The sequence below is a fragment of the uncultured Salinicola sp. genome (assembly GCF_937921195.1).
Lineage (GTDB): Bacteria > Pseudomonadota > Gammaproteobacteria > Pseudomonadales > Halomonadaceae > Salinicola.
Window position 1 is genome coordinate 23,367 of sequence record NZ_CALFQK010000098.1, and the last position, 20,041, is coordinate 43,407.

The following is a 20,041-nucleotide window of genomic DNA, read 5'->3' on the forward strand; positions in this document are numbered from 1 at the left end:
TGCATGCTGGCGGATCAGCCGCCGAAGCTGCGACCGCCCATGCTTCCGCCGAACCCGCCGCGAGAGACGCTGCGGGTATTGACGTTGGCCGGTTTCGGCGCCGTGACGGGCGCCGTGGCCACCTTCCTGACGCTTGTGCCGGTCCCGATCGTGCTTCCGCCGGACGGGGCCAGCTGGACGTTGCCCGCGCGACTGCGGTAGATCGGCGAACCGTAGTAGCCGCCGTGGTTGTAGTAGCCGCCGTTGTTGCCGTTCAGTGCGCTGCTGAGCAGGTATCCGGTGAGGAAGGGCATGAACGAACTGTTGCCGCTGGCCGCCCCGGTCTCCTTGCAGTTGCCTGCACCCCATTCGTCCTCGCACTGCTGCCGCTGGGTATAGCGCGGGGCCTCTGCCTCGTGCTTCGAGAGAGCGGCCTTGTATGCATCGCTGCATGCCGTCATCTCGTATCCGGCGGCGATGCATTCGGTCGGGGACTCGAACTGGATCGGCGTCTTGGGGAGCGGCATGGGTTCCGGCACCGGTGCCTCGCAGGCCGCGACCGCGAGGCTGGCTACGGCGATCGTGCCGAGCGAGAGGGTCTTCCGCCCCTTCTGTGAGTAGCGCTTCATGTTGCTCGTCTCCTCAGTAGGTCATGCAGTTGGCGTTGAGCATACCGATGGCGATCGCCAGACCACCCTTCCAGACGGCTGCGGCCATGTCGTTGTCGGTGATGCGCTGCGACAGGTTCGGCTGGAGGAAGGTCGCGATGAAGTATGCGAGCACCTGCACCACGAGGCCGATCGCCGCCCAGGTGATGAATTCGCCCAGCGTGACGGTGTTCGCGGCGGCGGAGCCCAGCGGCAGCGCGTAGCCGATGAGAGCGCCAACGAACGCGATGGAGGCGGAGGTGTTTCCGGCCTTCATCAGCTTCATCTCGTCATGGCGCGTGATGCTGGTGTAGACGAAGCCGAACACCGCGAAGGCGACGAGACCGCATGCGAACCAGGCGGCGAAGGCCGGAAGGCCGATGATGTACTGAGGCAGGTTCATTGATAGGTACTCCCTGTTGATGAGTGCTAGTAGGGGCTCGAGATGGCCCGGATTCATTCGTGGTCCCATGATGTCTCTCCCGTCAGACCCTCTTCACGTCGGCCGAGTTGATCCCGTATCCGATCATGAATTCGATGGACGCCCCTCCTTCTGAGGCGCGTCCCTTGAGATCGCACTGCGTGAGGATGAGCAGCATTTCGTTGAGTCCTCCCAGATCGCGTGCGTAGAGCATGGACTTCTGGTGGATCTCACGCTTCGAACCCTCGGCGTCGACCTCCTCGACGAATTCGACGAGGGCCATGCGACCGTCGCCGTCGCCCCAGAAGCGCCGATAGAGGATGCCGTCCGCATCGTAGCTCGGAAGGCCCAGGCGCCCCGAGGGTCCGGTCCATTCGTCCCAGTCGGCGCTAGACGCCGGCACGACGCTGTCCCATGGCATATAGAACGAGACGTCCACCGCCTCCTCGATCGAACAGCCGGGAGCGCCCATGACCTGGATCATGCGATCGTCATCGTCGTAGTAGCGGGTCAGCTGCATGTCGGCGTCTAGCATCGTCTGACCGATGCCGGCGACGATGAAGGGGTTTATCGACGGAAGGTCCATGGCGCATTCCCGACCTGCGAGAGATGCACGAAGGGTGAGGTCGTCGATCTCGATCGCCTGTCCGTTGGCCACGGCGAGGGGTCCTCGCTCCACGGGTTCGGGAGCCTTTTCCTCCTCCTTCTTTCCGCGTCCGAAGAGACCTCTGATCATGCCGCTTCTCCCTCGAGACCCTGCCATTCGATGTCGTTGGCCGCGATGCGATGGTCGGCGATGTAGTAGATCACGTCATCCGAACCGATCCGCTTGTCGGCATCGCAGTTGAGGTCGACTATCCCTTCGGCGGGGCACTTCGTCCCGATCACGGTGACCCCGTGACGCTTCTTCATGTAGACCAGCAGGTCAAGGAAGCTGGTCATGACGCCGGGCGGGATGCGGACGGAGTAGGCCGTGTCCGCGGTGCTGCCGGAGAACATCAGTCGAGCCAGCGCTGATGACCCGGGATCGCATGCTGCGCGCACGATGATGTCGGTCGACACCGAGACCACTGTCTCGACGTTCTCGCAGTGACTCGCGATGAGACGCGAGGGGCCTTCCTCCTCGAAATGCGCCACCACATGCGTGTCGGGCGCGGCGCCCTGAGCGGCGAGGGTCGCGGCGAGGGTCTCGTCGTCGTTGCGACCCCGGACGATCACCGTCCGTGCACCTACGATCCCGGCGCGCTCCAGCCCTCGTCCGTCGGACAGCGTCTCGACCGAGATGAAGTCGATCTCGGTCGGCATCGGATTCTCGGTCAGTGCCGAGGAGACGAGCACTGGCTGCTCATGGCTCACGCCATCGGCGATCAGACCCTCGATGAGTCGGCGTGTTCGATCCCCCTGCCATCCGATGATGACGATGTGACCGGTCTTCTTGGCGTGGCTTCCCATGCCCATGTGGTTTCTCCTCAGGTAGCTCGTAATGTCGGTGATGGCCTTTCCGATGATGGCCGTGAAGATGGCGATGGCGATCGGGACCACGTAGAGGGACGCTGCGATCCTGCCTGCATCTCCACCCGGTGAGAGATCTCCGTATCCCACCGTGGTCGCGGTGACCACGTAATAGTAGAAGAAGGTCGCCCCATGTCCGGTGAGGTCGGTCTCGCCCGTTGCCGCGAGCAGCATCCAGCTCGTCAGGAGATGTGCGGCCGCGACCATCAGCAGCATGCTCCACCTGGCCGTCGCGACGGCGGTGTACACCCTCTTCCAGAGGAGCCTCATTGTCGGCATGCGCTTTTCCTTCCTGTGTCTGTCCTGTCTTCTGTCCATGGATCTCGTCGGGTCCATGCGAGAAGGGGAGGGCGAACCCTCCCCTTCGTGTCTTCTACCGGAGTTCTTCGATCAGCTCGAAGGCAGGGCCTTGGTCTTCTCGCGCGAGGGCGTGAGATCGAGATCGAGATCCGGACCGGTCAACTGCGGCGCACTCTTGGAGGGGCCGGTGATCTCGGCGAAGATGTCATCGACACTCGCCGACCGTCCGCCGATGCCGGCCTCGAGGAGCTTCCGGTCGAGATCGGCGCCGGACTCCAGAGCGGCGAGCTCCTCGCCCGCCTCCAGCCTGGCGGACATGGTCTCCTGCCGATCGCGGATGCGCTCGAGTGACCCCATTGCACTGCCCAGCTTGGAATTGACGCCCGTATGCGAGGAGGCGACCGCGCTCTGCGCACGCTGCAGCGATTCCGTCGCCTTCACGCTCTCGACCTCGCGCTTCATGGCCTGGATGCGCTGTTCCGTCTCCCGGATGACCTGCTGCATCTTGGCCTCGTTCCCGCGCATCTGCTCGAGATCGCGCTGGTCCCGGTCGATCTCCGAACGGACGTCCTTGACCCGCTGTGCGAGCTGGCGTGCGAGATCCTCGCGTCCCGCCGACATGGCCGAGCGGGCATTCTCGATATCGGTCTCCTCCTTGGTGTAGAGGCCTTCGAGCCGGCGCTCGATCTTCTTCGACGTCGCCATCAGACCGGCGAGGTCGCCGCGCGCCTTGCGCAGATTGGCATCGGCTTCGCGCAGTTCCTGATCCAGGATGCGGAAGGCCTGACCATCGGCCGCCTTCTCTGCTGCTTCGTTCGCGCCGCCCTTGAGGGCGGTCCACAGTTTCCCGAACGCGCTCATGCGGCTTCTCCCTTGTCTTCTGCCGGGAAGACGTCGTACTTCGCCTTCCATTCCGTGATCCATTCCGCGGCATCCGCCGCATTGGTTGCGAGCACCGCGACTTCCTCGACGAGATCGTCCGCTCCGCATTTCACCGAGAGTGCCCCGAAGAGCTCGTACCAGTTCTGCTCGCCGACCCGGGTCAGGCCGAAGGTGGAGAGCGGAATGGCCTTGTGGAGGGTGAGGGCGGCCTTGTTGAACTCGTCGGTGCGGGGCACCTCCCGCTCCTCGACGAGGAGGACGCTCGCCAGGACCTGATCGCCGGACGCCGTCATGGAGACGACGAGACCGCCCTTCTCCTTGATCGTGACGAACACGACGTCTCCGTCCACGTCGACATCGACATCCCCGAGTTCATCGGGATCGGACGCGAACAGCGCCGTCAACGCGGCGATGTCCCACCCCGCTTCGGGCGTGGGGAAGTTCTTTGCATGCATGCTGCTTTTCTCCTTGGTGGACTGGTTAGACCGTATCGGGGGTGGTGGACCGCCGCTTGAGTCTGAATACCGGACGCTGGTCTATGACCCTGCTCCGGAATATCTGCGCTCCGAACCGTATGGCGAGTGAGACCAGGACGATCTGCCATGCGATTCCGATGAGATGTATGGTGCTGCCGCCCTTTTCCGCCGCATGGCCGATAAGCACGTAGGGTGAGGTGAACGGGAAGGCCACTCCGATCCATGTCACCATTCCTCCTGCGCTGGCGGCATAGGCTCCTCCCAGGAATGAGAGAAGCTGGATGATCGAGATGGGGAGGGTGTAGATCTGCGCCTCCCTGGGCGTCGGCGACATGCCACCGGTAGTGAGGTATACCGAGCCGAAGATGAGATAGCTCATGAAGAAGTAGATCGCGAACAGTCCGATGAATGCTGGCCAGCCGACCATCGGAGCGATGCTCACGCCGGCTGATTCGAGCATGGTGCTCACTCCCGCTCCCAGAAGCACCGAGAAGGTCGACCAGACCGTGAGCGCCACTGCCGAGACCGCGAGCATGCCGAGCAGCTTACCGAGGAAGAGTGCTTCCATGGGGATCGCGGTGGCCAAGATCTCGATTATCTTGTTGCCCTTTTCCTCGATCAGGTTGGTCAGGACCATGATCGCCAGGGTGGATGTCAGAAGATAGAGGATGAACTGCGCCGCCTTGGATGTCATGAAGGCGCCGCGCGTATGGTCGATGCCGGCAGCGGCGGCACCGTCCTTTGCGGGGTCCGTGTAATCCTTCGTTATATCTGGATACGAGCTCTCGAGGGCGTCATCCCTCCCGGCCTCTGCCAGGATGACGGACATCCTTCCGGTGATCATTTCCACCTGATGCCGGCTCCCGCTGATCACCGGGCGCTCCAGGTCCCCGCCGAGGACGGCCAGGAGATTCATCTTCTTGTCCTTCAGCTTCTCTCTCGCATCCGCCCCGACGTCCTCGTAGACGAATTCGGGGAGGGCGAGACCTGCCTTTTCCTTCATCACCATGACCGCTCTTTCCACCTTCCGTGCGTCGGCATCGGCCATGGATACGAGTATGCGTGGATTGGACAGTCTCTCGCCGCTGCCGACCAGGATTGCACTCGTCGTTCCCGCGATGATGAGCGCGAAGAGGGGCGCGAGGAGGAACAGGAGGAAGCTCCTGCTGAAGATGATCGTGGTGACATCCCTTCGTGCGACGACCCATGTGGATCGCCAGAAGGGCAGCCTTCCGCTCGCATTCTCTCTGGTCATGCTGGTGCCTGTGTCCCGTTCTCTGTCATCGAATCGGCCGCGGCCTTTCCGGCTATCTGCACAAAGGCCTCGTGGAGGTCGGCCCGCTCCACGGACAACGCGATTATCTCCGCTCCTCCTTCCATGAGGGAGGCCAGGAAGGGATTGATCGGCTTCCCGTCGTCGATGTGCATGTCGAAGGTCCAGGTGAACCCCCGATCGGTCTGGGTCATCCTGGCATCGGCGGGGAGCAGGCTGGTCCATTTTCCCTCGCCCCGAAGGGTCTCGAGGGTGACCTTGGATCCGAGCATGTCACGCGCCTCGTCAACGGTTCCGGAGAAGGGGACCCGTCCGCCTGCGATGATCGACACCCGCTCGCATAACCGCTCCGCATGAGCGATGACGTGCGTGGAGAAGAGGACGGTCGTGCCCTTTGCGGAAAGCGACCGGATCAGTTCTTCGAGTCGCCCCTGATTGATCGCATCGAGACCCGAGAAGGGCTCGTCGAGGATCACCAGGCGCGGATCGTGCACGAGCGTGCTGAGAAGTTGCACGGTCTGCGCCATTCCCTTCGAGAGCTTGCGGATGTGCTTCTCTGCGACATGTCCGAGCCCGTTCTCCTCGAGCATGATCACGCCCTTGCGACGCGCTTCGGTGAAACCCATGCCGCGTGTGGCCCCCATGAAGGCGATGACATCAGCTGCCTTCATGGTCGGGTAGAGTCCCCGCTCCTCTGGAAGATAGCCGATATGTCTGGATATTCGCGAGGGGTCGGTCTCCCCGAGGATCATTCTTTCGCCGCTGTCGGGTTCGATGATCCCCAGTATCATGCGCAGCGTTGTCGTCTTACCGGCGCCGTTGGGACCGAGAATTCCGTGTATCGTGCCCTCGGGTATCGATATCGACACGTCCTTCACCGCCTGGTGATCGGCGAATCCCTTGCGCAGGCCGCGCACGTCCACGGCCGCCCGCGCCGGCGTCATTGCATTTCCGTTCGCCGGTGCGGGCCTTCCGTGCTTCATTCTTCGTCGCTGTCGAGCGCGATGATGGCGGCGGTGGCCATGGCCCCCAGGGTTCCGATCAGGCCGATGCCCTGCAGGATGGCCCCGAAGGCGTCGTCCGGCTTCTTGGTCGTCCGTGCTCCGGCCTTCGATGCCCGGGGTCCGCTGCTCACCGGACGGATGGTGTCGTCGGCGTCCTTGTATTCGCGCTGCTTTGCCTCGCTGGGCGTCGCGTGGATGTGGAAGGCGACGACGTCCGCCGGTCCGCCGAGATGCTTGAACTTGTAGCACATGGCGGGACGAGGTCCTCTCATGGTCCCGTCGCGCTGCAGGACGACGACCCAGTCGGTATCCTTGACGTCGTCACCGATGATGCTTCCGGTGCCGTCATTGGCGACGAACACGTGGCCGGGGAACGGGCTCTTGGGGAATGTATCGGTCATATGATCTCCTTGCTGCCATCCTTATAGGATGAATCCGTGAATTTCGGGAATGCGTATCGTGACCGGGGTCGTGGACTCAGGCCACGCGTGCGTAGGGCATCGTCCTTCCGGGGGGATGGACATGGATGATGCCTGTGTCTTCGTCCTTCTCTATCCAGCCGGTATCGACGATGATCTCGAGACGTTCTCCCTTGCAGGTGCTGCCCTCCCAGTACGGGGCTTCCCGGGCGTCCTGAAGCGTCGCTGCCAGCGGCCCTCGCAGACCGTCCCAGTCGATGATCTGCGCCGCAGGCGCCCCTTCCTCGCACAGCGCCATGATCTTCTGTCTGGAGCTTCCCGGTATCTCGTTCTTGAGCTGGATGCGCAGCTGTCCGCACGGGGAGTCGTGCAGGATGATGCCGTCCGTCTCGCTGCGTGCCAGCTTGATCTCGGAGCTGGTCGTCTTGACAGCGAGGCCGGCCTTGCCATCGTATGTGGGAGGAGCGCTCTTTGTGTAACGGTAGTCCTCGAGCTCACCGGTCCTGACCAGCAGGGATCGGGCATCGGCGATCATGTCCTTCTCGGTGACCGGAGGGTCTCGCGAGATGACGTGGACCAGCGTGTCCATAATGCTCCTCGCATCGTCCTTGTCCTTACGCCATTTCTTGCGCCGGATACCGTGGTCTTCCCCCGCCCTGAGGCGCGTCAGCGCCTTCTCCATGGCGATGATTCGTCGCCGCGCCTTGTGGTACTGCGAGCTGTCGCCTTCCAGCGTCATGATCTCGAGCTCGCTGCAGAGGTTCGTCATCCGGGGCATCTTCATCAGCAAGCTGACTTTCTGCTTCGTGCTGAGGTTGTCGGTGAGATGCACACGCGACACGACGCCGAGCAGCTCGGCCGCCTGGTCTTCGGTGAGGCCGCGTGCCATGCACAGGTTCATGATCGGGCCGTCGATTCTCGTCCTCATCTCTTTTCCTTCCCTCTGAGCGATCCTCTTTCCGCTCTCCTCGTCAGTCCTTCAGGGCGTATCCGAGCCTGATGGTCTGTCCCGAGGAACTGATCTGGTAGTCCTGTCCCTTCATGGACTGGAACTCGGCCGCCCTGGATGTGATCCGCTCCCGCCATTCGTCGCGACAGTTGTCGAAGATCTTCAGTTCCAGGCTGGAGAAGGAGAGGAATGCCAGCTGCACGTAGTCGCCGTCCTCTTCCCGTGTCCGATCGGACCACCACCATCCTGTCGGCATCACGCACAGGAATACGGGATCCGGCTTGGTTGCGATCTGGACGGGGAATCCATCCTCGTCGATGGTGACGATGCCATAGTCATCGAGACCCAGGTCCTGTCCTGCCGGAACCCTTCGTGCACCTTCCTTGGCGATCAATTGCTCCGCATGCGCTCTTCCCATCGTGGAACGGATGGTTCCATGCGCACAGGGAACGATCTCTCCCTCGCGGATGAGGGCGAGCGCGTCTTCGCAGGTAATCTTCTCGAGCGTGTCGAACCAGGCCCGTGCCTGTTGCTGTCCTTCGTTCATGCTGCGTCCTTTTCCTTCTCCACCCAGTCCGGGATCATTCTGGCCCTGCGCAGCGCCTTTCTCACCTCCGCGGTGTTCGGGATCACCGGCCCGGTGTCTCCGTCTATCAGTCCCCTGGCTGGATCGATTCCGTATTTCTCCACGATGGAGCAGGGCACTGGATACCTGTCGAGCGTCCGCTTATGCCCGTGTCGCCTCTTGTAGTAGTATCCGGGAACCTCCTCGATCTGCCTGCGCGTGTAACGGCCCGCCCAGGCGAGAGGATAGGCGTAGTTCGCGTTGTTGGGGCGCCAGAGGGTGATGTAGGGGTTTCGTTCGAAGCTCTCGCGCACGTCGATGATGAAGAATTCGTCTTCCTGACTGTCTTTCGGCATTTCGCGCTTCCTCATGCGAACGGATTGTCTGTGGTCGCACCGGTGGCATGGTCCGGCACCGGGATCGTCTCGGGGTAGGGCACTTTCTCTCCTTCGATGTATCCGTTGTCCACCGCGATGGCCGTCGCGGCGGCCATGGCCGTCTTCTCGTCCGGGAGCGGATAGATTTCCTGCGCGCCATATTCGAGGGATCCTGGGCATGTGTTGGATACCGCTCCCCATATGCTGCCGAGGACGCAGTCGATTGGACCGTCGAGGATGTAGCGGTGACTGTCCCACCGAGGGTCGTAGTCACGCTGAGCGAGCTTCCACTCGAGGTCCTTGAGGACGTCATACTGGTTGGCACCGAGCCGCGCGTCGAAGCGGAATGCGTCCACCCGTCTGCCGTTGATCTGGTGAATCGGCTGATCCTTTCCGTAGCGGACCGCATGGATGGGCATGCGTCCGGCGTTTCTCACGCATCCTCGCCGCTGGATCGCGCCTTCCGGCAGGTCGGGATGGGTCTCATCGGGATCGAGGTCCAGATGGACCAAGGTCACGGGGATCTCCTTCTTCCAGGAAGCGAGCAGGTTTCGAGCCTCCTGCTCCGCTTCGGTCTGCGTCTGACGTGGCTCTCCGAGCATCCACGCGGAATGCTTCTCGCAGAACACCCCTGCCTGCCACGCCGCGGGCATAACGAGGATCTTCTCGTCCTCCCGCTGGAAGGCGCCCCTGGGACCGAAGACCCATCCCGATTGCTCGCCGAACACATCGAAGCGGAAAGCTCCACCTCGCACTCCGGCCGTCACCCGCTGCTTCTTTTCGCCTTCTTCGTCCAACATGTTCCAGCCGAACCGGGTCAGAGTCTCCCTGGAGAGCGGCTGGTTGAGTTTCGCCTTGAGTTCGTCGAGTGCCTTCGTTTCCTTCGCTTGGGCGACCATGGCATCGATGGCAGCGCGCTCCTCGCTGTCTTCGGGAAGATGAGATGCGAGTGCGGCGAAGCGATCGGCGGTCATGATGAGCGACAGACTGCGTCCGTAGGAGCTCACCTTGGTCTTGATTCCGGTCTTCTTGGGCATTCCTTTTCCCTCCTGCATATCAGTATCGACCCGCGAGCATCCTGTCGGGCACCTCGAAGAATCCCTGCATCCCCCGATAGGGAAGCGGGTCTTCGAATCTACGCACGTTCTCGAGCATGAAGCCGAAGCGTCCGGGACCGTAATTGCCCAGCATCTCCTCGGTCCTGCTGATCGTTTCGATGAGGTGATCGGTCGGCCTGACTGAGATCAGTTCGGCGACCGCCAGGACACAGCCACGCGGCGGATCCGAGAGACCTTCCAGTCCGTAGTCGGTCTCGAAAATCTCGGCCATCTCGCGCTCTTCCGCGGTCCATCTCTTGGCGGCGTGGATCGCGAGCGGTCCTCTGTAGCGCGTCGACCAGCCACGCGTCTCTATGCTCTTGTGCCCGAGCGCGATCGCGCTGGCCCAGGGCTGCCAGAGTGAGATGGCCTTCATGGATCTGTTCCTCGGATGTTTATGGTGTATCTATGGGTGATGGTGATGACGCGTTCGCAGATGATGAGCCGCATAGGTCCCCGGGACACGGTGCCCGAGATGATCCTGCGCCGGGCGCTCCATGCATCGGGGATGCGCTTCCGGGTTCACTGTAGAGGAATTCCCGGGACGCCCGACATCGTCATGCGCCCTCATCGGCTGGCGATCTTCGTCCATGGTTGCTTCTGGCATCGGCATCCTGGATGCAGACATGCCTCCACGCCCAGGACGAACAGGGAGTTCTGGATCCGCAAGTTCGACAGGAATGTCGAGCGTGATCGTCGGAAGAGAGATCAGCTGATCGAATCGGGCTGGAGAGTGGGCGAGGTCTGGGAATGCGAATTGCGCGATGCCGATTCGCTCGCATTGTGCGTTGATGCCGTCCGATCCCTGAGGGAGGGTTCGGGGACGTGGTGGTGATCAGCGGCCCATCGACTGGGCGGCTGCCGCCTGGTTCATGGCGAAGTTCCTGGTCCGTCGTCCTTCCTCCTCGCGTGCGACGAGACCTCGCATCTCCTCCGCCGACACGACGTCATCGAGACGGGTCGCCTGGGTGACCCGGTCGCCGTCCTGGTATTCGACGGAGATCGCCACGCTGGCGAGTGTACTGCGCATCGTTTCGGTGGTCACGTCGGGATTGGCCCGCGCATAGTAGGCGCCGAAGGCGGCCGCCTTTGCCGTAGCATAGGACGTTCCGGCGTCGACCTCGCGTCCGTCCCTGCGCATGGGGACCCCACCGTCCATGGTGAAGTCGACCCAGCCGGACTGACGGGGATCCGTCCTGTAGGCGAGTCCTTCGTTGTCTGCGCCCACCGAGACGGCGTCGGGATGCATGGCCGGGAATGCCGATCCGCCCGGAGTGTTGCCGGACCCCGCGAAGACGGTCATCCCGTTCCTCTTGGTCTCCTCCATGAAGGCGCGCATCTCCGGGCTGTCCGCACCATTGAAGGAGGCGATCACGACCTTGACGTCGTTCTGCTTGAACCACTGGACGGCCTGCCTGGCTCCATCCCAGTTCACAGAGATCCGTCTCGGGTTCCCTGCCTGTCCTCGATCGACCTGCTCCTGGAAGACGTTCGCCGAGTAGATGCGCACGGGGGCATCGGGATCGATCCATCTGGCCTGCCTCACGAAGGCGCTGGCCGTCATCACCCCGTTCTCCCTGCCCGTCCTGGTCATCCTGCTGGCAGGACGGTTGCCGGGCGTGACGAAGTCGCGATGTTCGATGGTGGTGCCCTGGTCGCGGAAGGTCATCTCACCGCCGCCGACGTCGATCATGCCTACCTTGATGGGGTCCCGATCCTGTGCGACCGCCGGACTCGCCAGTCCCATGCCTGCCGCTGCGGCTGCCACTGCGATCGATGCCTTCTTCATATGACGGTCCTCCTGTCATCGAATTCTACGATGGGGAAGGGGCTCTGTCATCCTGATTCTGAGATGAATTATCGACGATCGCGCTTGTCCTGGACCGTCACGTAGGGATGATTGTCGCCGGCGAGTATGGATTTCTCGTGTCTGCGGAACAGCCTGTGCTGCTTCAGCACCAACTCCTCGCTGCGCCACCCGCGGTCGGCGAGCTTGTCCCGTTCGTCCCGGTCGATGACGACGTAGCGCGTGAAGATCCCGCGCGGCACATGCGCCAGTACGCGCTTGCGGTCGTCTGGATCGAGGTTCGTTGCATCGAGGACGGTGAAGACGCCTGCGGCCAGGCGGGCGGCTATCAGGCCGTGGACGTATTTCCAGACCCGCGCGAGAGCATCGGGACTGTGACGCATGTCCCCGTATAGCTGCATGCGCAGCTCGTCCGTCGAGATGATCTCGTGCTCCGCGTAGTTCTGTGCCGCGTAGGATGATTTTCCGCCCCCTGCCGGGCCTACGAGCATGTGGAGGAGGGTCTGGCCCGCATACGGGCTGGCACCGGGCTCGTCGGGCGCGCACTGCAGCGCGGTTATGCCGTGCTCGCGCCACATGGCGATGATGGACGGTCGGTCGTCGATCGCGAGCATGGGCTCGTATCCCTCGTCGAGGATCCGCTCCAGGATCTGGGCCTTCACCACGTGATCGGGACGCGTGTCGTCGTTCGCGCGCATGTAGAGGGCATGATAGGGGATGTCGTGGAGCTGTAGCGCCTCCTCGGTCATCCTCCGGTACTTGGGGTCATCGTGCCTGGCGGTGACGAGAAGGACGGCATCGATTCCGCAGCCTGCGACGCTGGCGCGGTGGAGGATGCGGGCGAGCTCGGCGATCGCCTCGATCGTGGGGTCCTCTCCCATGGCGTCATGGAACGCCTTCCAGTCCTTCTCTCCGTCGAGATGGTGAACGCGGTGCGAGGGATCGAATATGGTCCCGTCGAGGTCGAATATGACGGCTCGCTTTGCCATGGGCTTCCTCCTTGTCCCGGCCTTCAGCCGTGGTTCTTCCAGCGTCGTCCGTCCGGTTCGACGTTCATGCCGTCTGCATCACGCAGTTCGGCGATGCCGGCCTCATTGGACTCGTGCCCGCAATGCAGGGTGAATTTCTCCACCTTGGCGAGGTTCTCCTCGTCCATGTGACCTTCGATGTCCGCGAGGCGGACGTAGATGCCCCTACCGGTCATGATCTTTTCCTTTCCATTCTGGGATCGCTGTTCCGTGGTCCGTCGGGTCAGGCCGCCTTGCGTTTCAGGCTGTCGAGGATCTCGTCACCGGTCCGACCCTTCTCGTCATGACCTCGTCCGATCATGGCGCCTATGACGGCCGCACCGACAGGAGGGGAGACCGAATTACCGATCATCTTGACCATCGCGGTTGCTGTGTTCTTGACGAGTTTCTTGTTTCCGTTCTCGTCCGTCTCGACACGTGTGGAAGGATCGAAACTGGCGTCAAATCCTTGCGCGGAGGCCAACTCCTCTGCACACATCATCCGCAAGCCGATGTCGGTTATACGAAGGGGGACACCTCCCAAGAGCAGCGTGCCGACACTATCTCTCGTGACTTCCACCTCGGAGAGGTCACGATGCTCCCAGAGGAAGTCTGCGACCTGTTTCGACCGGTCGACCTGACCTTCGAGATGAGCGTCGATGTAGACATGTCTTGCCGAACCGGCCATCACCGTCTTTAACGGTTGTGCGGGCGTCGACCCGATCGCGTTCTGGTTGTTGCAGTGGAGCATGGCGGCGACCAGCGCGTGCTTTGATCCACCGGCGACGACCGTTCCCAGGGGGCTGTTGATGTCGAGTGATCGCGGTTTCTGTCCTTCCCGTTCTCCATAGCCGGTCTGGACCAGTGTCGGACATATCAACGCGGAATCCTGCGATGAGGTGACCGTGGGGTAGGGTTCGAGTGGTCCGTGATCACCGCGGCCGCGCTTACGGCCCTTGGCGTCGACCTCGCCGTGCGCCGTGCGGGCGAAGAATGGCGAGACCCATGCCAGTTCTCCTCGGTTGGCGCCGGTGATAGTGGGCATGGGGGCATCCGGGGAGTGGAATCTCAGGTCTCCCTGGTGTGTCAGTGGGATGACCACGCCGGGTGTCCGGTCGTTCGCCGCGAAGGGGTTCTCCTCCGATCCGGTGGGCTTGGCACCGTATTCGACGATATATGGCCTCTCGGCGTTGATGACCTGCCGAAATAGACCACGAGCGACACGCTTCATGGTCTTCTCCGAGAGAGGCCGTTTGCAACCGGCTTCCTTCGCCTCCTCCTTGGTGAGGAAGATGGAATTGGTCGGACGCTCGTAGTCGATGCACTCCGCCGCCGTCCGCCACGGAGCGATCATGCCCGCTTCGACGAGGGCATTGTCCGGAGCTCCGTGCGTCTCGGCCGGCCAGAGAATGGGCAGGCCGTCGCGGCGTGCTTGGATGAAGAGGCGCTTGCGGGTGGTAGGAGCGCCATAGTCGGCTGCGTTGAGAATGCGCCACTCGACGGTGTAGCCTAGCGATTCAAGCTCTGCCACCCATGCACGGAAGGTCTCGCCCTTCTTCTCCTTGATGGCCCTTCCCTTGGAATCGAGGGGGCACCAGTCCCTGAACTCGGAGACGTTCTCGATCCCCAAGGCCCGCGGGAACGTGAGTTTGGCCCAGTGAACGACGACCCAGGCGAGGTCGCGGACGGACTTCGACTTTGGCGCCCCGCCTCTCGCCCGTGAGTGACTGCGGCAATCCGGAGAGGCCCAGAAGATGCCGACCTTGCGCCCCGCAGCGACCTCGCGCGGATCGAGCGCGTAGACCGATGCCGAATAGTGCGTCGTGGAGGGATGGTTGTATTCGTGGGTGTTGATCGCTTCGGGCCAGTGGTTAATGGCGACGTCCGGTTCGCGTCCCGTAGCCCATCTGATCCCGTAGCTCATCCCTCCGGCGCCGGCGAAGCTGTCGACGATGATCTCGTCGTCCTGCAGTTCGTATCCGAGACGGTCGTCATCGAAGCCATAGGCGCGCCGATCGGCGCCGCCTGTGAGGGACAGCTGGTCCTGCATCATTTTTCCTCTCTGCGATATTACGTGATTTCTATGAGCCCGTGTCGGGTCGGATTCTGCTCCAGCCCTGTGAGACGAGAGCCTGTGCGTCCTCGGGAAGCCTCCTGATCTCCTCTTCATCGAGACGGAGGTCGACGCCCTGCGAGCGGATCGTCTCCATCAGCTTCCAGCGTTCCGCGAAATACGCCAGTTCGAAGGGGTTGCGGACGCCACCCGGCGTCTCGGCATCGAAGCAGAGGTCCGTCAGGCGGCAGTGCACCCAGGCATGGATGCCCGGCCAGTCGAAGACGCCCCAGGAGAACATCTGCCTCCATGTGAATCCGTGGAGCGGTCGGTAGGTGGGCCACTGATGGTACAGCAGCGCCTCGTCGAAGCCGTATTCCTCGTCCGCCCACTTGCCGCGATAGAGCATGAAGTCTCCGATCCCCACCGACTGGAACCTGCCTGGATGACGATCGGCGACATCCTCCGCGAACTCGAAGCAGCTGCCGTTGTTTATCTCGTGAGGATCTCTGCCTTCGTCCTTCCAGTCGGTAAGGACGTCGACGATGAGCGAGCGGCTATGGTCCTCTTCGGCATTGCTTGCCGGAACATCCGCCTTCACGCGAGTTCGTTCCTGTATCCGGGCTCGTCGCGCCAGCGGAATGCCCAGTGCTCGTCGGTGGCGACGTGGTCCTTCCTCACCCACTTCGCGACTCCGTGGAAGAAACGCCCTGCATCACCCCTTCCGCTGGGATAGGGAATGGAATCAGCGAGACGGACGACGAGACCCTCCTGCCGATGGACGTCGAGCCCGTCGGCAAGGTCGCGCACACGGGCTTCGTCCCATTCCCCATCGTAGAGAAGGCGCGCGGGTTCGATGTCGAGCATCTCGAATATCTCGAGTGTCTCGTCCCATCCCAGGAGCACGTTGTCCGCGTCCCATGCTCCGAAGCCGATGAACCAGGAAGGAAGCGGGTTACCGTTCGCGTGGGTGTATTCGATCGAATGCCGCGCATACATGTATTCGCCGGACAGGCGCCAATCGACAGGGATCATGCCGGCCTTGGTGGCGTGATATGCCTTCATCATGTCGCGTGACGGATGATAGCGTCCATCGGGGGATCGCGGATAGGTTCTTTCTCGTGTCATCGTAGCGCCCTCGCCGTCGAACTTCTCGGTGACGATGACACGTCGTCCTTCGAAGACGCCGAGGTCGGGAAGACGGCGATCATCGTTCTGAAGCCCCGGAGAGAAGGGCAGATGGTAGGTGCGGGGCCATTTGGCTTCCATGGTCAGTCCTCCTCTTCCTTCTCGATTTCCATCCCGTGTGCGAGCATGATCGTTTCGGCGACCTCTTCCATCCTGGCCGCGGTCTCGGCGTCACCGAGGCATCTGGCCCTTGCACCGAGTGCGGCGTGCAGGACGATGAGTAGCGCTGAGGAGAGCTTCGAGGGCTGTGGGACATCGACATGGAATCCCGAGTTGAAGCGGTCATCGTGAGGTATCAGTCCGATGTCCTCGCTCTCCGAGGTTGGTGCGCAGGATGCATCGCATGAGACCTGGCACTCGCCGAGACTGTACCACCATCCCGGCAGCTCCCTCCTGAAGCGCGCGATCACGTTCTCCACGCCGGAGTGGCAATCATCGGGCCAGCCGGACCTGTCGTTCTTCATGCTCTTTTCCCCTCCTCATGCGAAAGGCCCCGCACGCATGACGCACGGGGCCTTCCTGTCCTGGGATGTGTTCCTGATCAGGGGGTCGAGCGACAGATCCCGTAGGCATCGGAATTCGCATCGCCCGAGCCTCCGCGTCCACCACCGGTGCCCGCTGCTCTTGCGAAGGTTCCGACCTTGAACTTGACGCCGTTGATCGTTGTCGTCCTTCCGGACGGGTTGGAACCCGCAGGGATGGAGATCGAGCCCGAATAGTTGCCCGGAGCGAATCCCGTGGGGGTTCCGGTGACGCCCGATCCGATCGAATAGCGGATGTAGACGGTGTTGCTGCCCGGTATATGCGAAGCGTATGCGAAGCGGTCATGATACCAGCAGTGAGGGGTCTCATCGCAGGCTCTGACGAGCTGTGCTGCATGTCCTGCGTTCACGCAGGTTCCGGTGCTGACCGACTGCCCGGTCTGGTCCCTGCGGCACGAGGTCATCGCGCGGCTCTGGGAGCCATTGGTGCAGGCGCTCCAGCTCGGCGCATACGTCGGCGTGTAGGAGCAACCCGAATACTGTGCCGAACTCTCGCTGTCGGTGACCGCGAGACCGCGGCTGGTGCAGACCGAGGACGCGACGGGCGTCCCGCTGGCCAGACAGGTTCCCGAACGGGTCCTGGCTGCGGAGGTCGAACAAGTCGAGCTCCAGGCGCTCCAGCTGCCCCAGCTTACGGTGAGGTTCGAGCCCGTCGAGCAGCCCGAGTAATCGGCCACTGTCTGGCTGGTCGAAGGCTTGCCGCCGCCGCAATAGCTGTCGCTGACCGTCTCACCCGTCTGGGTGCGGCGGCAGGTCACGCTGCGGGTCTGCGTCTCGTTCGGCGTGCACGATGCGCCCGGATCCTGCCAGCCACCGGTGATCCACTGGTAGGAGCAGCCTGAGTAGTCGGCCGGGTTGGAGACGGTCCGCGTGAGCGAGATACCTGAGCTCGTGCAGGTGCTGTCCGAGACGATTGTACCGTCGCTCCGGCGGCAGTCCGCAGTTTGCGTCTCGGTGTTCGCGGCCGAGCAGGTGGGGTTCGCCGGATTCGTCCAGTTGACGGCACTGTAGGAGCAGCCCGAGTAGTTCGCTGCGTTCGACACCGTACGGGTGAGCGAGACACCCCTGCTGGTGCAGGTGCTGTCTGAGACGATCGTGCCGTCTGAGCGCCGGCAGTCCGCGTTCTGCGTCTCGGTGTTGGCCGCCGAGCAGGTGGGGTTCGCCGGATTCGTCCAGTTGACGGCACTGTAGGAGCAGCCCGAGTAGTTCGCTGCGTTCGACACCGTACGGGTGAGCGAGATGCCCTGACCCGTGCAGACGCTGTCCGCGACGATCGTGCCGTCGCTGCGACGGCAGTCCGCAGTCTGCGTCTCGGTGTTCGCAGCGGAACAGGTCGGGTTCGCTGGATCGGTCCAGTTCACCGCACTGTAGGAGCAGCCGGTATAGTTGGGCGCCGTTTCGCTGTTGGTGGGCTTTGCTCCGGTGCACAGGGAGTCGGAGACCGTCTGCCCGTTGCTGGCACGGCAGTAGTAGCTCTGCGTGCGCGTGGAATTGGCGGAGCAGGTGTTGTTCCACGCCCCCCAGCTGCCTGCGGCCCAGGCATAGGTGACGCACGACTCGGTCTCGGTGAGCGGATCGCCGCGGCTGGTGCAGTTGCTGAGCGCGACGTTGTCGCCGGTCGAGCGGGTGCAGGTGGCCATCGTGCGGCTGCGGCTGGTTCCGTCGCAGGCGCCCCAGGCGCCGTAGTTCGCCGTGTAGCTGCAGGTCGAGTAGATCGCCATGCTCTCGGACGTGGCCGGCTTCGTGGCGGCATTGCAGCCGCTGGTGACGGTCGTGCCGTCCGAGCGGCGGCAGGTGACCGTCTGGGTCCGGCTGGCATTGTTCGAGCAGGTGCTGTTCCACGCGCCGAAGCCGCCTTCGACCCAGCTGTAGGAGCACGCCGAGTAGTCCGCCACGGTCTGCGTGGTCGGGGGCTTGGTCGCGGGGTTGCACTCGCCGTCGGCAACGGTCGTGCCGTCCGAGCGGCGGCAGGTGACCGTCTGGTTCTGCGTCTCGGTAGCGGTGCACGAGGGTCCGGGATCCTGGAAGCCACCCTCGACCCATGCGTAGCTGCAGGAGGAATAGTCCTCGATCGTGCGCGTATCGGACGGCCTTGCATCCGTGCAGAAGGAGTCGTCCACCGTGCGGCCATCGCTGCTAGTGCAGGTGATCGATCTTGTCTGGCTCTCGTTGGCAGAACACGAAGCACCCGGGTCCTGCCATGCTCCCGGTGTCCAGGAATAGGAGCACGAATCGTAGACCGGCTGTGTCTCGGTTGCCGCAGGCGGATTTCCGTCATCTTCCTGGCAACGCGCAGTCATGTCGTTGGTGACGGTGCCGTCGCTCCGCAGGCAGTCGATGTCACGGGTGCGGTTGGCCGTGCTCGAACACTGTGAGTCCCACTCTCCCCATTCCTGCGGTGCCCACGAATAATCGCAGCCGGAGAAATCCTCCACCGACTGACTGGCGGCCGGGCGGGTGGATGGATCGCACTGCGCGTCGGATTCCACATTGTCATCGAGATCGCGCTTGCACCATACCGCGCGCGTCTGGGTCTCTGAATCCGTGCAGCTCGCTCCGGGGTCGAGGAAGTCCTCGTCTGCATCCCAGCTGTAGGAGCAGGACGAGTAGTCCTCGCGCACGTCGATCGTCGTCGGCTTGCTGCCGGCATCGCACTGTCCGTCGGCGACCTGGACCTTGTCGAGATCGCGCTCGCAGAAGACGGCGCGCGTCCATTCCTCGGTCGCGGTGCAGTTCTGGCCAGGGTCTGCGAACGGATCGCTCGAGTTCCACGAATAGGTGCAGGTGGAGTGATCGACGACCGTCCGCTCGGTCGCGGGCTTCGTCCCGCTGCAGAGCGAATCGGAGACCTTCACATCGTCGTAGGAGCGACGGCACTCGACCGTACGCTGTTGCGATTCCGCATTCGAACAGGATGGACCCGGATCCTGCCACTGGCCTTGGTACCAGTCGTAGGAACATCCGGCATCAAGGAACGATTCCTTGCTGTTCTCGGGCTTGGGTCCGACATCACGGCAGTAGGAGTCTCCCACGGGGCGCTCGTCGACCACGCACTGCACATCGCGGCGCTCCTCGTAGGGGCCGCAGGCGTCCTGTGGCTGGACGACGTTGCCGTTTGTATCGTAGATGAGGAAGGGGCTGACACGCCATTCGGCCCCCTTGGTCGGCACGATCAACGGACGCCTCATGACGACCTCCTGCGCAAGAACTGGAGTGGTAGCGCTCAAGGCGGCCGCCGCCACGCCGGTCATGAATAGGATACGTCTCATCGTTCTGTTCTGGGCCCCATGATGCGGTTGAAGGCCCTATGGTGCCATCATGAAGCCGAAATGGCCATCCTGAAAATCGAATTTTTACCGGAGCTTAAATCGAGCAGGGCGATGGAGGTGTCCATGCTGGGTCAGATTCGCTTCTGATTGCTCCGCGTAGATGATGCCTTTCGACGTGGATATCTTCAGTGTTTTAGGGGAGTTGCGGACATGGGACGTCCGCCTGATAGGACCGGATCGGGAATCAAGAAAAAGGCCCCGCGGCATGTGCGCG

Annotated in this window: 23 protein-coding genes; 1 reads left to right on the forward strand and 22 read right to left on the reverse strand. The window is 62.8% G+C overall.

Translation table 11 applies throughout. From position 1 onward, the window contains the following. Positions 1-14: 14 nt before the first annotated feature. The 14 genes from Q0602_RS08780 to Q0602_RS08845 form a co-directional block, all read right to left on the reverse strand. The gene (locus Q0602_RS08780; protein ID WP_298841668.1) at positions 15-608 is read right to left on the reverse strand and encodes a DUF1190 domain-containing protein; all 594 of its coding nucleotides are present in this window, start codon (positions 606-608) and stop codon (positions 15-17) included. 13 nt (positions 609-621) lie between these two features. Further along, positions 622-1,029: a DUF350 domain-containing protein gene (locus tag Q0602_RS08785; protein ID WP_298841672.1), complete on the reverse strand. Its 408-nt coding sequence runs from the start codon at positions 1,027-1,029 to the stop codon at positions 622-624. 82 nt (positions 1,030-1,111) lie between these two features. Next, complete coding sequence (locus Q0602_RS08790) at positions 1,112-1,783, reverse strand: DUF2491 family protein (RefSeq protein ID WP_298841675.1); 672 nt, start codon at positions 1,781-1,783, stop codon at positions 1,112-1,114. Next, positions 1,780-2,838 (reverse strand): potassium channel family protein, encoded by a 1,059-nt coding sequence (locus tag Q0602_RS08795; protein WP_298841678.1) that lies wholly within the window; start codon positions 2,836-2,838, stop codon positions 1,780-1,782. Before Q0602_RS08795 ends, Q0602_RS08790 begins: the two co-directional genes overlap by 4 nt. A gap of 111 nt (positions 2,839-2,949) precedes the next feature. Continuing rightward, a complete protein-coding gene (locus Q0602_RS08800) occupies positions 2,950-3,720 on the reverse strand; it encodes a PspA/IM30 family protein (protein ID WP_298841681.1) in 771 nt (256 codons plus the stop codon). Beyond that, on the reverse strand, positions 3,717-4,196 hold the full coding sequence (locus Q0602_RS08805) for a DUF2170 family protein (RefSeq protein WP_298841684.1): 480 nt from the start codon (positions 4,194-4,196) through the stop codon (positions 3,717-3,719). The genes Q0602_RS08800 and Q0602_RS08805 overlap by 4 nt, the downstream gene beginning before the upstream one ends. 25 nt (positions 4,197-4,221) lie before the next feature. Next, positions 4,222-5,472 carry an ABC transporter permease gene (locus tag Q0602_RS08810; RefSeq protein ID WP_298841687.1) on the reverse strand — a complete coding sequence of 417 codons (1,251 nt, stop codon included), beginning with the start codon at positions 5,470-5,472 and terminating at the stop codon, positions 4,222-4,224. Then, the gene (locus Q0602_RS08815) at positions 5,469-6,434 is read right to left on the reverse strand and encodes an ABC transporter ATP-binding protein (protein ID WP_298841690.1); all 966 of its coding nucleotides are present in this window, start codon (positions 6,432-6,434) and stop codon (positions 5,469-5,471) included. Before Q0602_RS08815 ends, Q0602_RS08810 begins: the two co-directional genes overlap by 4 nt. Before the next feature lie 35 nt (positions 6,435-6,469). Continuing rightward, the gene (locus Q0602_RS08820) at positions 6,470-6,895 is read right to left on the reverse strand and encodes a hypothetical protein (protein ID WP_298841694.1); all 426 of its coding nucleotides are present in this window, start codon (positions 6,893-6,895) and stop codon (positions 6,470-6,472) included. Positions 6,896-6,971: 76 nt separating this feature from the next. Further along, on the reverse strand, positions 6,972-7,841 hold the full coding sequence (locus Q0602_RS08825) for a hypothetical protein (protein ID WP_298841696.1): 870 nt from the start codon (positions 7,839-7,841) through the stop codon (positions 6,972-6,974). Positions 7,842-7,884: 43 nt separating this feature from the next. Then, positions 7,885-8,409 (reverse strand): hypothetical protein, encoded by a 525-nt coding sequence (locus Q0602_RS08830; protein WP_298841699.1) that lies wholly within the window; start codon positions 8,407-8,409, stop codon positions 7,885-7,887. Further along, entirely contained in the window at positions 8,406-8,783 is a 378-nt protein-coding gene (locus tag Q0602_RS08835) for a hypothetical protein (RefSeq protein WP_298841703.1), read from the reverse strand. The genes Q0602_RS08830 and Q0602_RS08835 overlap by 4 nt, the downstream gene beginning before the upstream one ends. A gap of 11 nt (positions 8,784-8,794) precedes the next feature. Further along, positions 8,795-9,841 carry a hypothetical protein gene (locus Q0602_RS08840; protein ID WP_298841706.1) on the reverse strand — a complete coding sequence of 349 codons (1,047 nt, stop codon included), beginning with the start codon at positions 9,839-9,841 and terminating at the stop codon, positions 8,795-8,797. A gap of 19 nt (positions 9,842-9,860) precedes the next feature. Then, positions 9,861-10,277: an ASCH domain-containing protein gene (locus Q0602_RS08845; protein WP_298841709.1), complete on the reverse strand. Its 417-nt coding sequence runs from the start codon at positions 10,275-10,277 to the stop codon at positions 9,861-9,863. A gap of 60 nt (positions 10,278-10,337) precedes the next feature. On the opposite strand from Q0602_RS08845, the gene Q0602_RS08850 reads away from it, so the two are divergent. After that, positions 10,338-10,736, forward strand: coding sequence for a very short patch repair endonuclease (locus Q0602_RS08850; RefSeq protein WP_298842026.1), 399 nt, complete (start codon positions 10,338-10,340; stop codon positions 10,734-10,736). On the opposite strand, the gene Q0602_RS08855 is transcribed toward Q0602_RS08850, so the two are convergent. The 8 genes from Q0602_RS08855 to Q0602_RS08890 all read right to left on the reverse strand — a co-directional run bounded on the left by Q0602_RS08855 (position 10,737) and on the right by Q0602_RS08890 (position 19,686). After that, positions 10,737-11,690 carry a S8 family serine peptidase gene (locus Q0602_RS08855; RefSeq protein ID WP_298841714.1) on the reverse strand — a complete coding sequence of 318 codons (954 nt, stop codon included), beginning with the start codon at positions 11,688-11,690 and terminating at the stop codon, positions 10,737-10,739. Positions 11,691-11,758: 68 nt separating this feature from the next. Beyond that, positions 11,759-12,697 carry an AAA family ATPase gene (locus Q0602_RS08860; protein ID WP_298841717.1) on the reverse strand — a complete coding sequence of 313 codons (939 nt, stop codon included), beginning with the start codon at positions 12,695-12,697 and terminating at the stop codon, positions 11,759-11,761. A gap of 23 nt (positions 12,698-12,720) precedes the next feature. Beyond that, positions 12,721-12,912, reverse strand: coding sequence for a hypothetical protein (locus Q0602_RS08865; protein WP_298841720.1), 192 nt, complete (start codon positions 12,910-12,912; stop codon positions 12,721-12,723). 47 nt (positions 12,913-12,959) lie between these two features. Beyond that, positions 12,960-14,765: a DNA cytosine methyltransferase gene (locus Q0602_RS08870; RefSeq protein WP_298841723.1), complete on the reverse strand. Its 1,806-nt coding sequence runs from the start codon at positions 14,763-14,765 to the stop codon at positions 12,960-12,962. Positions 14,766-14,796: 31 nt separating this feature from the next. Continuing rightward, positions 14,797-15,369, reverse strand: a complete 573-nt coding sequence (locus Q0602_RS08875; protein ID WP_298841726.1) for a hypothetical protein — start codon at positions 15,367-15,369, stop codon at positions 14,797-14,799. After that, positions 15,366-16,037, reverse strand: coding sequence for an RNA ligase family protein (locus Q0602_RS08880; protein WP_298841728.1), 672 nt, complete (start codon positions 16,035-16,037; stop codon positions 15,366-15,368). The genes Q0602_RS08875 and Q0602_RS08880 overlap by 4 nt, the downstream gene beginning before the upstream one ends. Positions 16,038-16,039: 2 nt before the next feature. After that, on the reverse strand, positions 16,040-16,420 hold the full coding sequence (locus tag Q0602_RS08885; protein WP_298841731.1) for a hypothetical protein: 381 nt from the start codon (positions 16,418-16,420) through the stop codon (positions 16,040-16,042). 77 nt (positions 16,421-16,497) lie between these two features. After that, entirely contained in the window at positions 16,498-19,686 is a 3,189-nt protein-coding gene (locus Q0602_RS08890) for a hypothetical protein (RefSeq protein WP_298841734.1), read from the reverse strand. Positions 19,687-20,041: the final 355 nt, after the last annotated feature.

Excerpts from the sequence above, each read along its gene's own strand:
- Q0602_RS08890 (WP_298841734.1), bottom strand. The coding sequence starts at position 19,686 with ATGAGGCGTCCGTTGATCGTGCCGACCAAGGGGGCCGAATGGCGTGTC.
- Q0602_RS08785 (WP_298841672.1), bottom strand. The coding sequence starts at position 1,029 with ATGAACCTGCCTCAGTACATCATCGGCCTTCCGGCCTTCGCCGCCTGG.
- Q0602_RS08885 (WP_298841731.1), bottom strand. The coding sequence starts at position 16,420 with ATGAAGAACGACAGGTCCGGCTGGCCCGATGATTGCCACTCCGGCGTG.
- Q0602_RS08825 (WP_298841696.1), bottom strand. The coding sequence starts at position 7,841 with ATGAGGACGAGAATCGACGGCCCGATCATGAACCTGTGCATGGCACGC.
- Q0602_RS08790 (WP_298841675.1), bottom strand. The coding sequence starts at position 1,783 with ATGATCAGAGGTCTCTTCGGACGCGGAAAGAAGGAGGAGGAAAAGGCT.
- Q0602_RS08845 (WP_298841709.1), bottom strand. The coding sequence starts at position 10,277 with ATGAAGGCCATCTCACTCTGGCAGCCCTGGGCCAGCGCGATCGCGCTC.
- Q0602_RS08850 (WP_298842026.1), top strand. The coding sequence starts at position 10,338 with ATGATGAGCCGCATAGGTCCCCGGGACACGGTGCCCGAGATGATCCTG.
- Q0602_RS08840 (WP_298841706.1), bottom strand. The coding sequence starts at position 9,841 with ATGCCCAAGAAGACCGGAATCAAGACCAAGGTGAGCTCCTACGGACGC.
- Q0602_RS08780 (WP_298841668.1), bottom strand. The coding sequence starts at position 608 with ATGAAGCGCTACTCACAGAAGGGGCGGAAGACCCTCTCGCTCGGCACG.
- Q0602_RS08815 (WP_298841690.1), bottom strand. The coding sequence starts at position 6,434 with ATGACGCCGGCGCGGGCGGCCGTGGACGTGCGCGGCCTGCGCAAGGGA.
- Q0602_RS08835 (WP_298841703.1), bottom strand. The coding sequence starts at position 8,783 with ATGCCGAAAGACAGTCAGGAAGACGAATTCTTCATCATCGACGTGCGC.
- Q0602_RS08865 (WP_298841720.1), bottom strand. The coding sequence starts at position 12,912 with ATGACCGGTAGGGGCATCTACGTCCGCCTCGCGGACATCGAAGGTCAC.
- Q0602_RS08830 (WP_298841699.1), bottom strand. The coding sequence starts at position 8,409 with ATGAACGAAGGACAGCAACAGGCACGGGCCTGGTTCGACACGCTCGAG.
- Q0602_RS08880 (WP_298841728.1), bottom strand. The coding sequence starts at position 16,037 with ATGGAAGCCAAATGGCCCCGCACCTACCATCTGCCCTTCTCTCCGGGG.
- Q0602_RS08855 (WP_298841714.1), bottom strand. The coding sequence starts at position 11,690 with ATGAAGAAGGCATCGATCGCAGTGGCAGCCGCAGCGGCAGGCATGGGA.
- Q0602_RS08800 (WP_298841681.1), bottom strand. The coding sequence starts at position 3,720 with ATGAGCGCGTTCGGGAAACTGTGGACCGCCCTCAAGGGCGGCGCGAAC.
- Q0602_RS08795 (WP_298841678.1), bottom strand. The coding sequence starts at position 2,838 with ATGCCGACAATGAGGCTCCTCTGGAAGAGGGTGTACACCGCCGTCGCG.
- Q0602_RS08805 (WP_298841684.1), bottom strand. The coding sequence starts at position 4,196 with ATGCATGCAAAGAACTTCCCCACGCCCGAAGCGGGGTGGGACATCGCC.
- Q0602_RS08810 (WP_298841687.1), bottom strand. The coding sequence starts at position 5,472 with ATGACCAGAGAGAATGCGAGCGGAAGGCTGCCCTTCTGGCGATCCACA.
- Q0602_RS08820 (WP_298841694.1), bottom strand. The coding sequence starts at position 6,895 with ATGACCGATACATTCCCCAAGAGCCCGTTCCCCGGCCACGTGTTCGTC.
- Q0602_RS08870 (WP_298841723.1), bottom strand. The coding sequence starts at position 14,765 with ATGCAGGACCAGCTGTCCCTCACAGGCGGCGCCGATCGGCGCGCCTAT.
- Q0602_RS08860 (WP_298841717.1), bottom strand. The coding sequence starts at position 12,697 with ATGGCAAAGCGAGCCGTCATATTCGACCTCGACGGGACCATATTCGAT.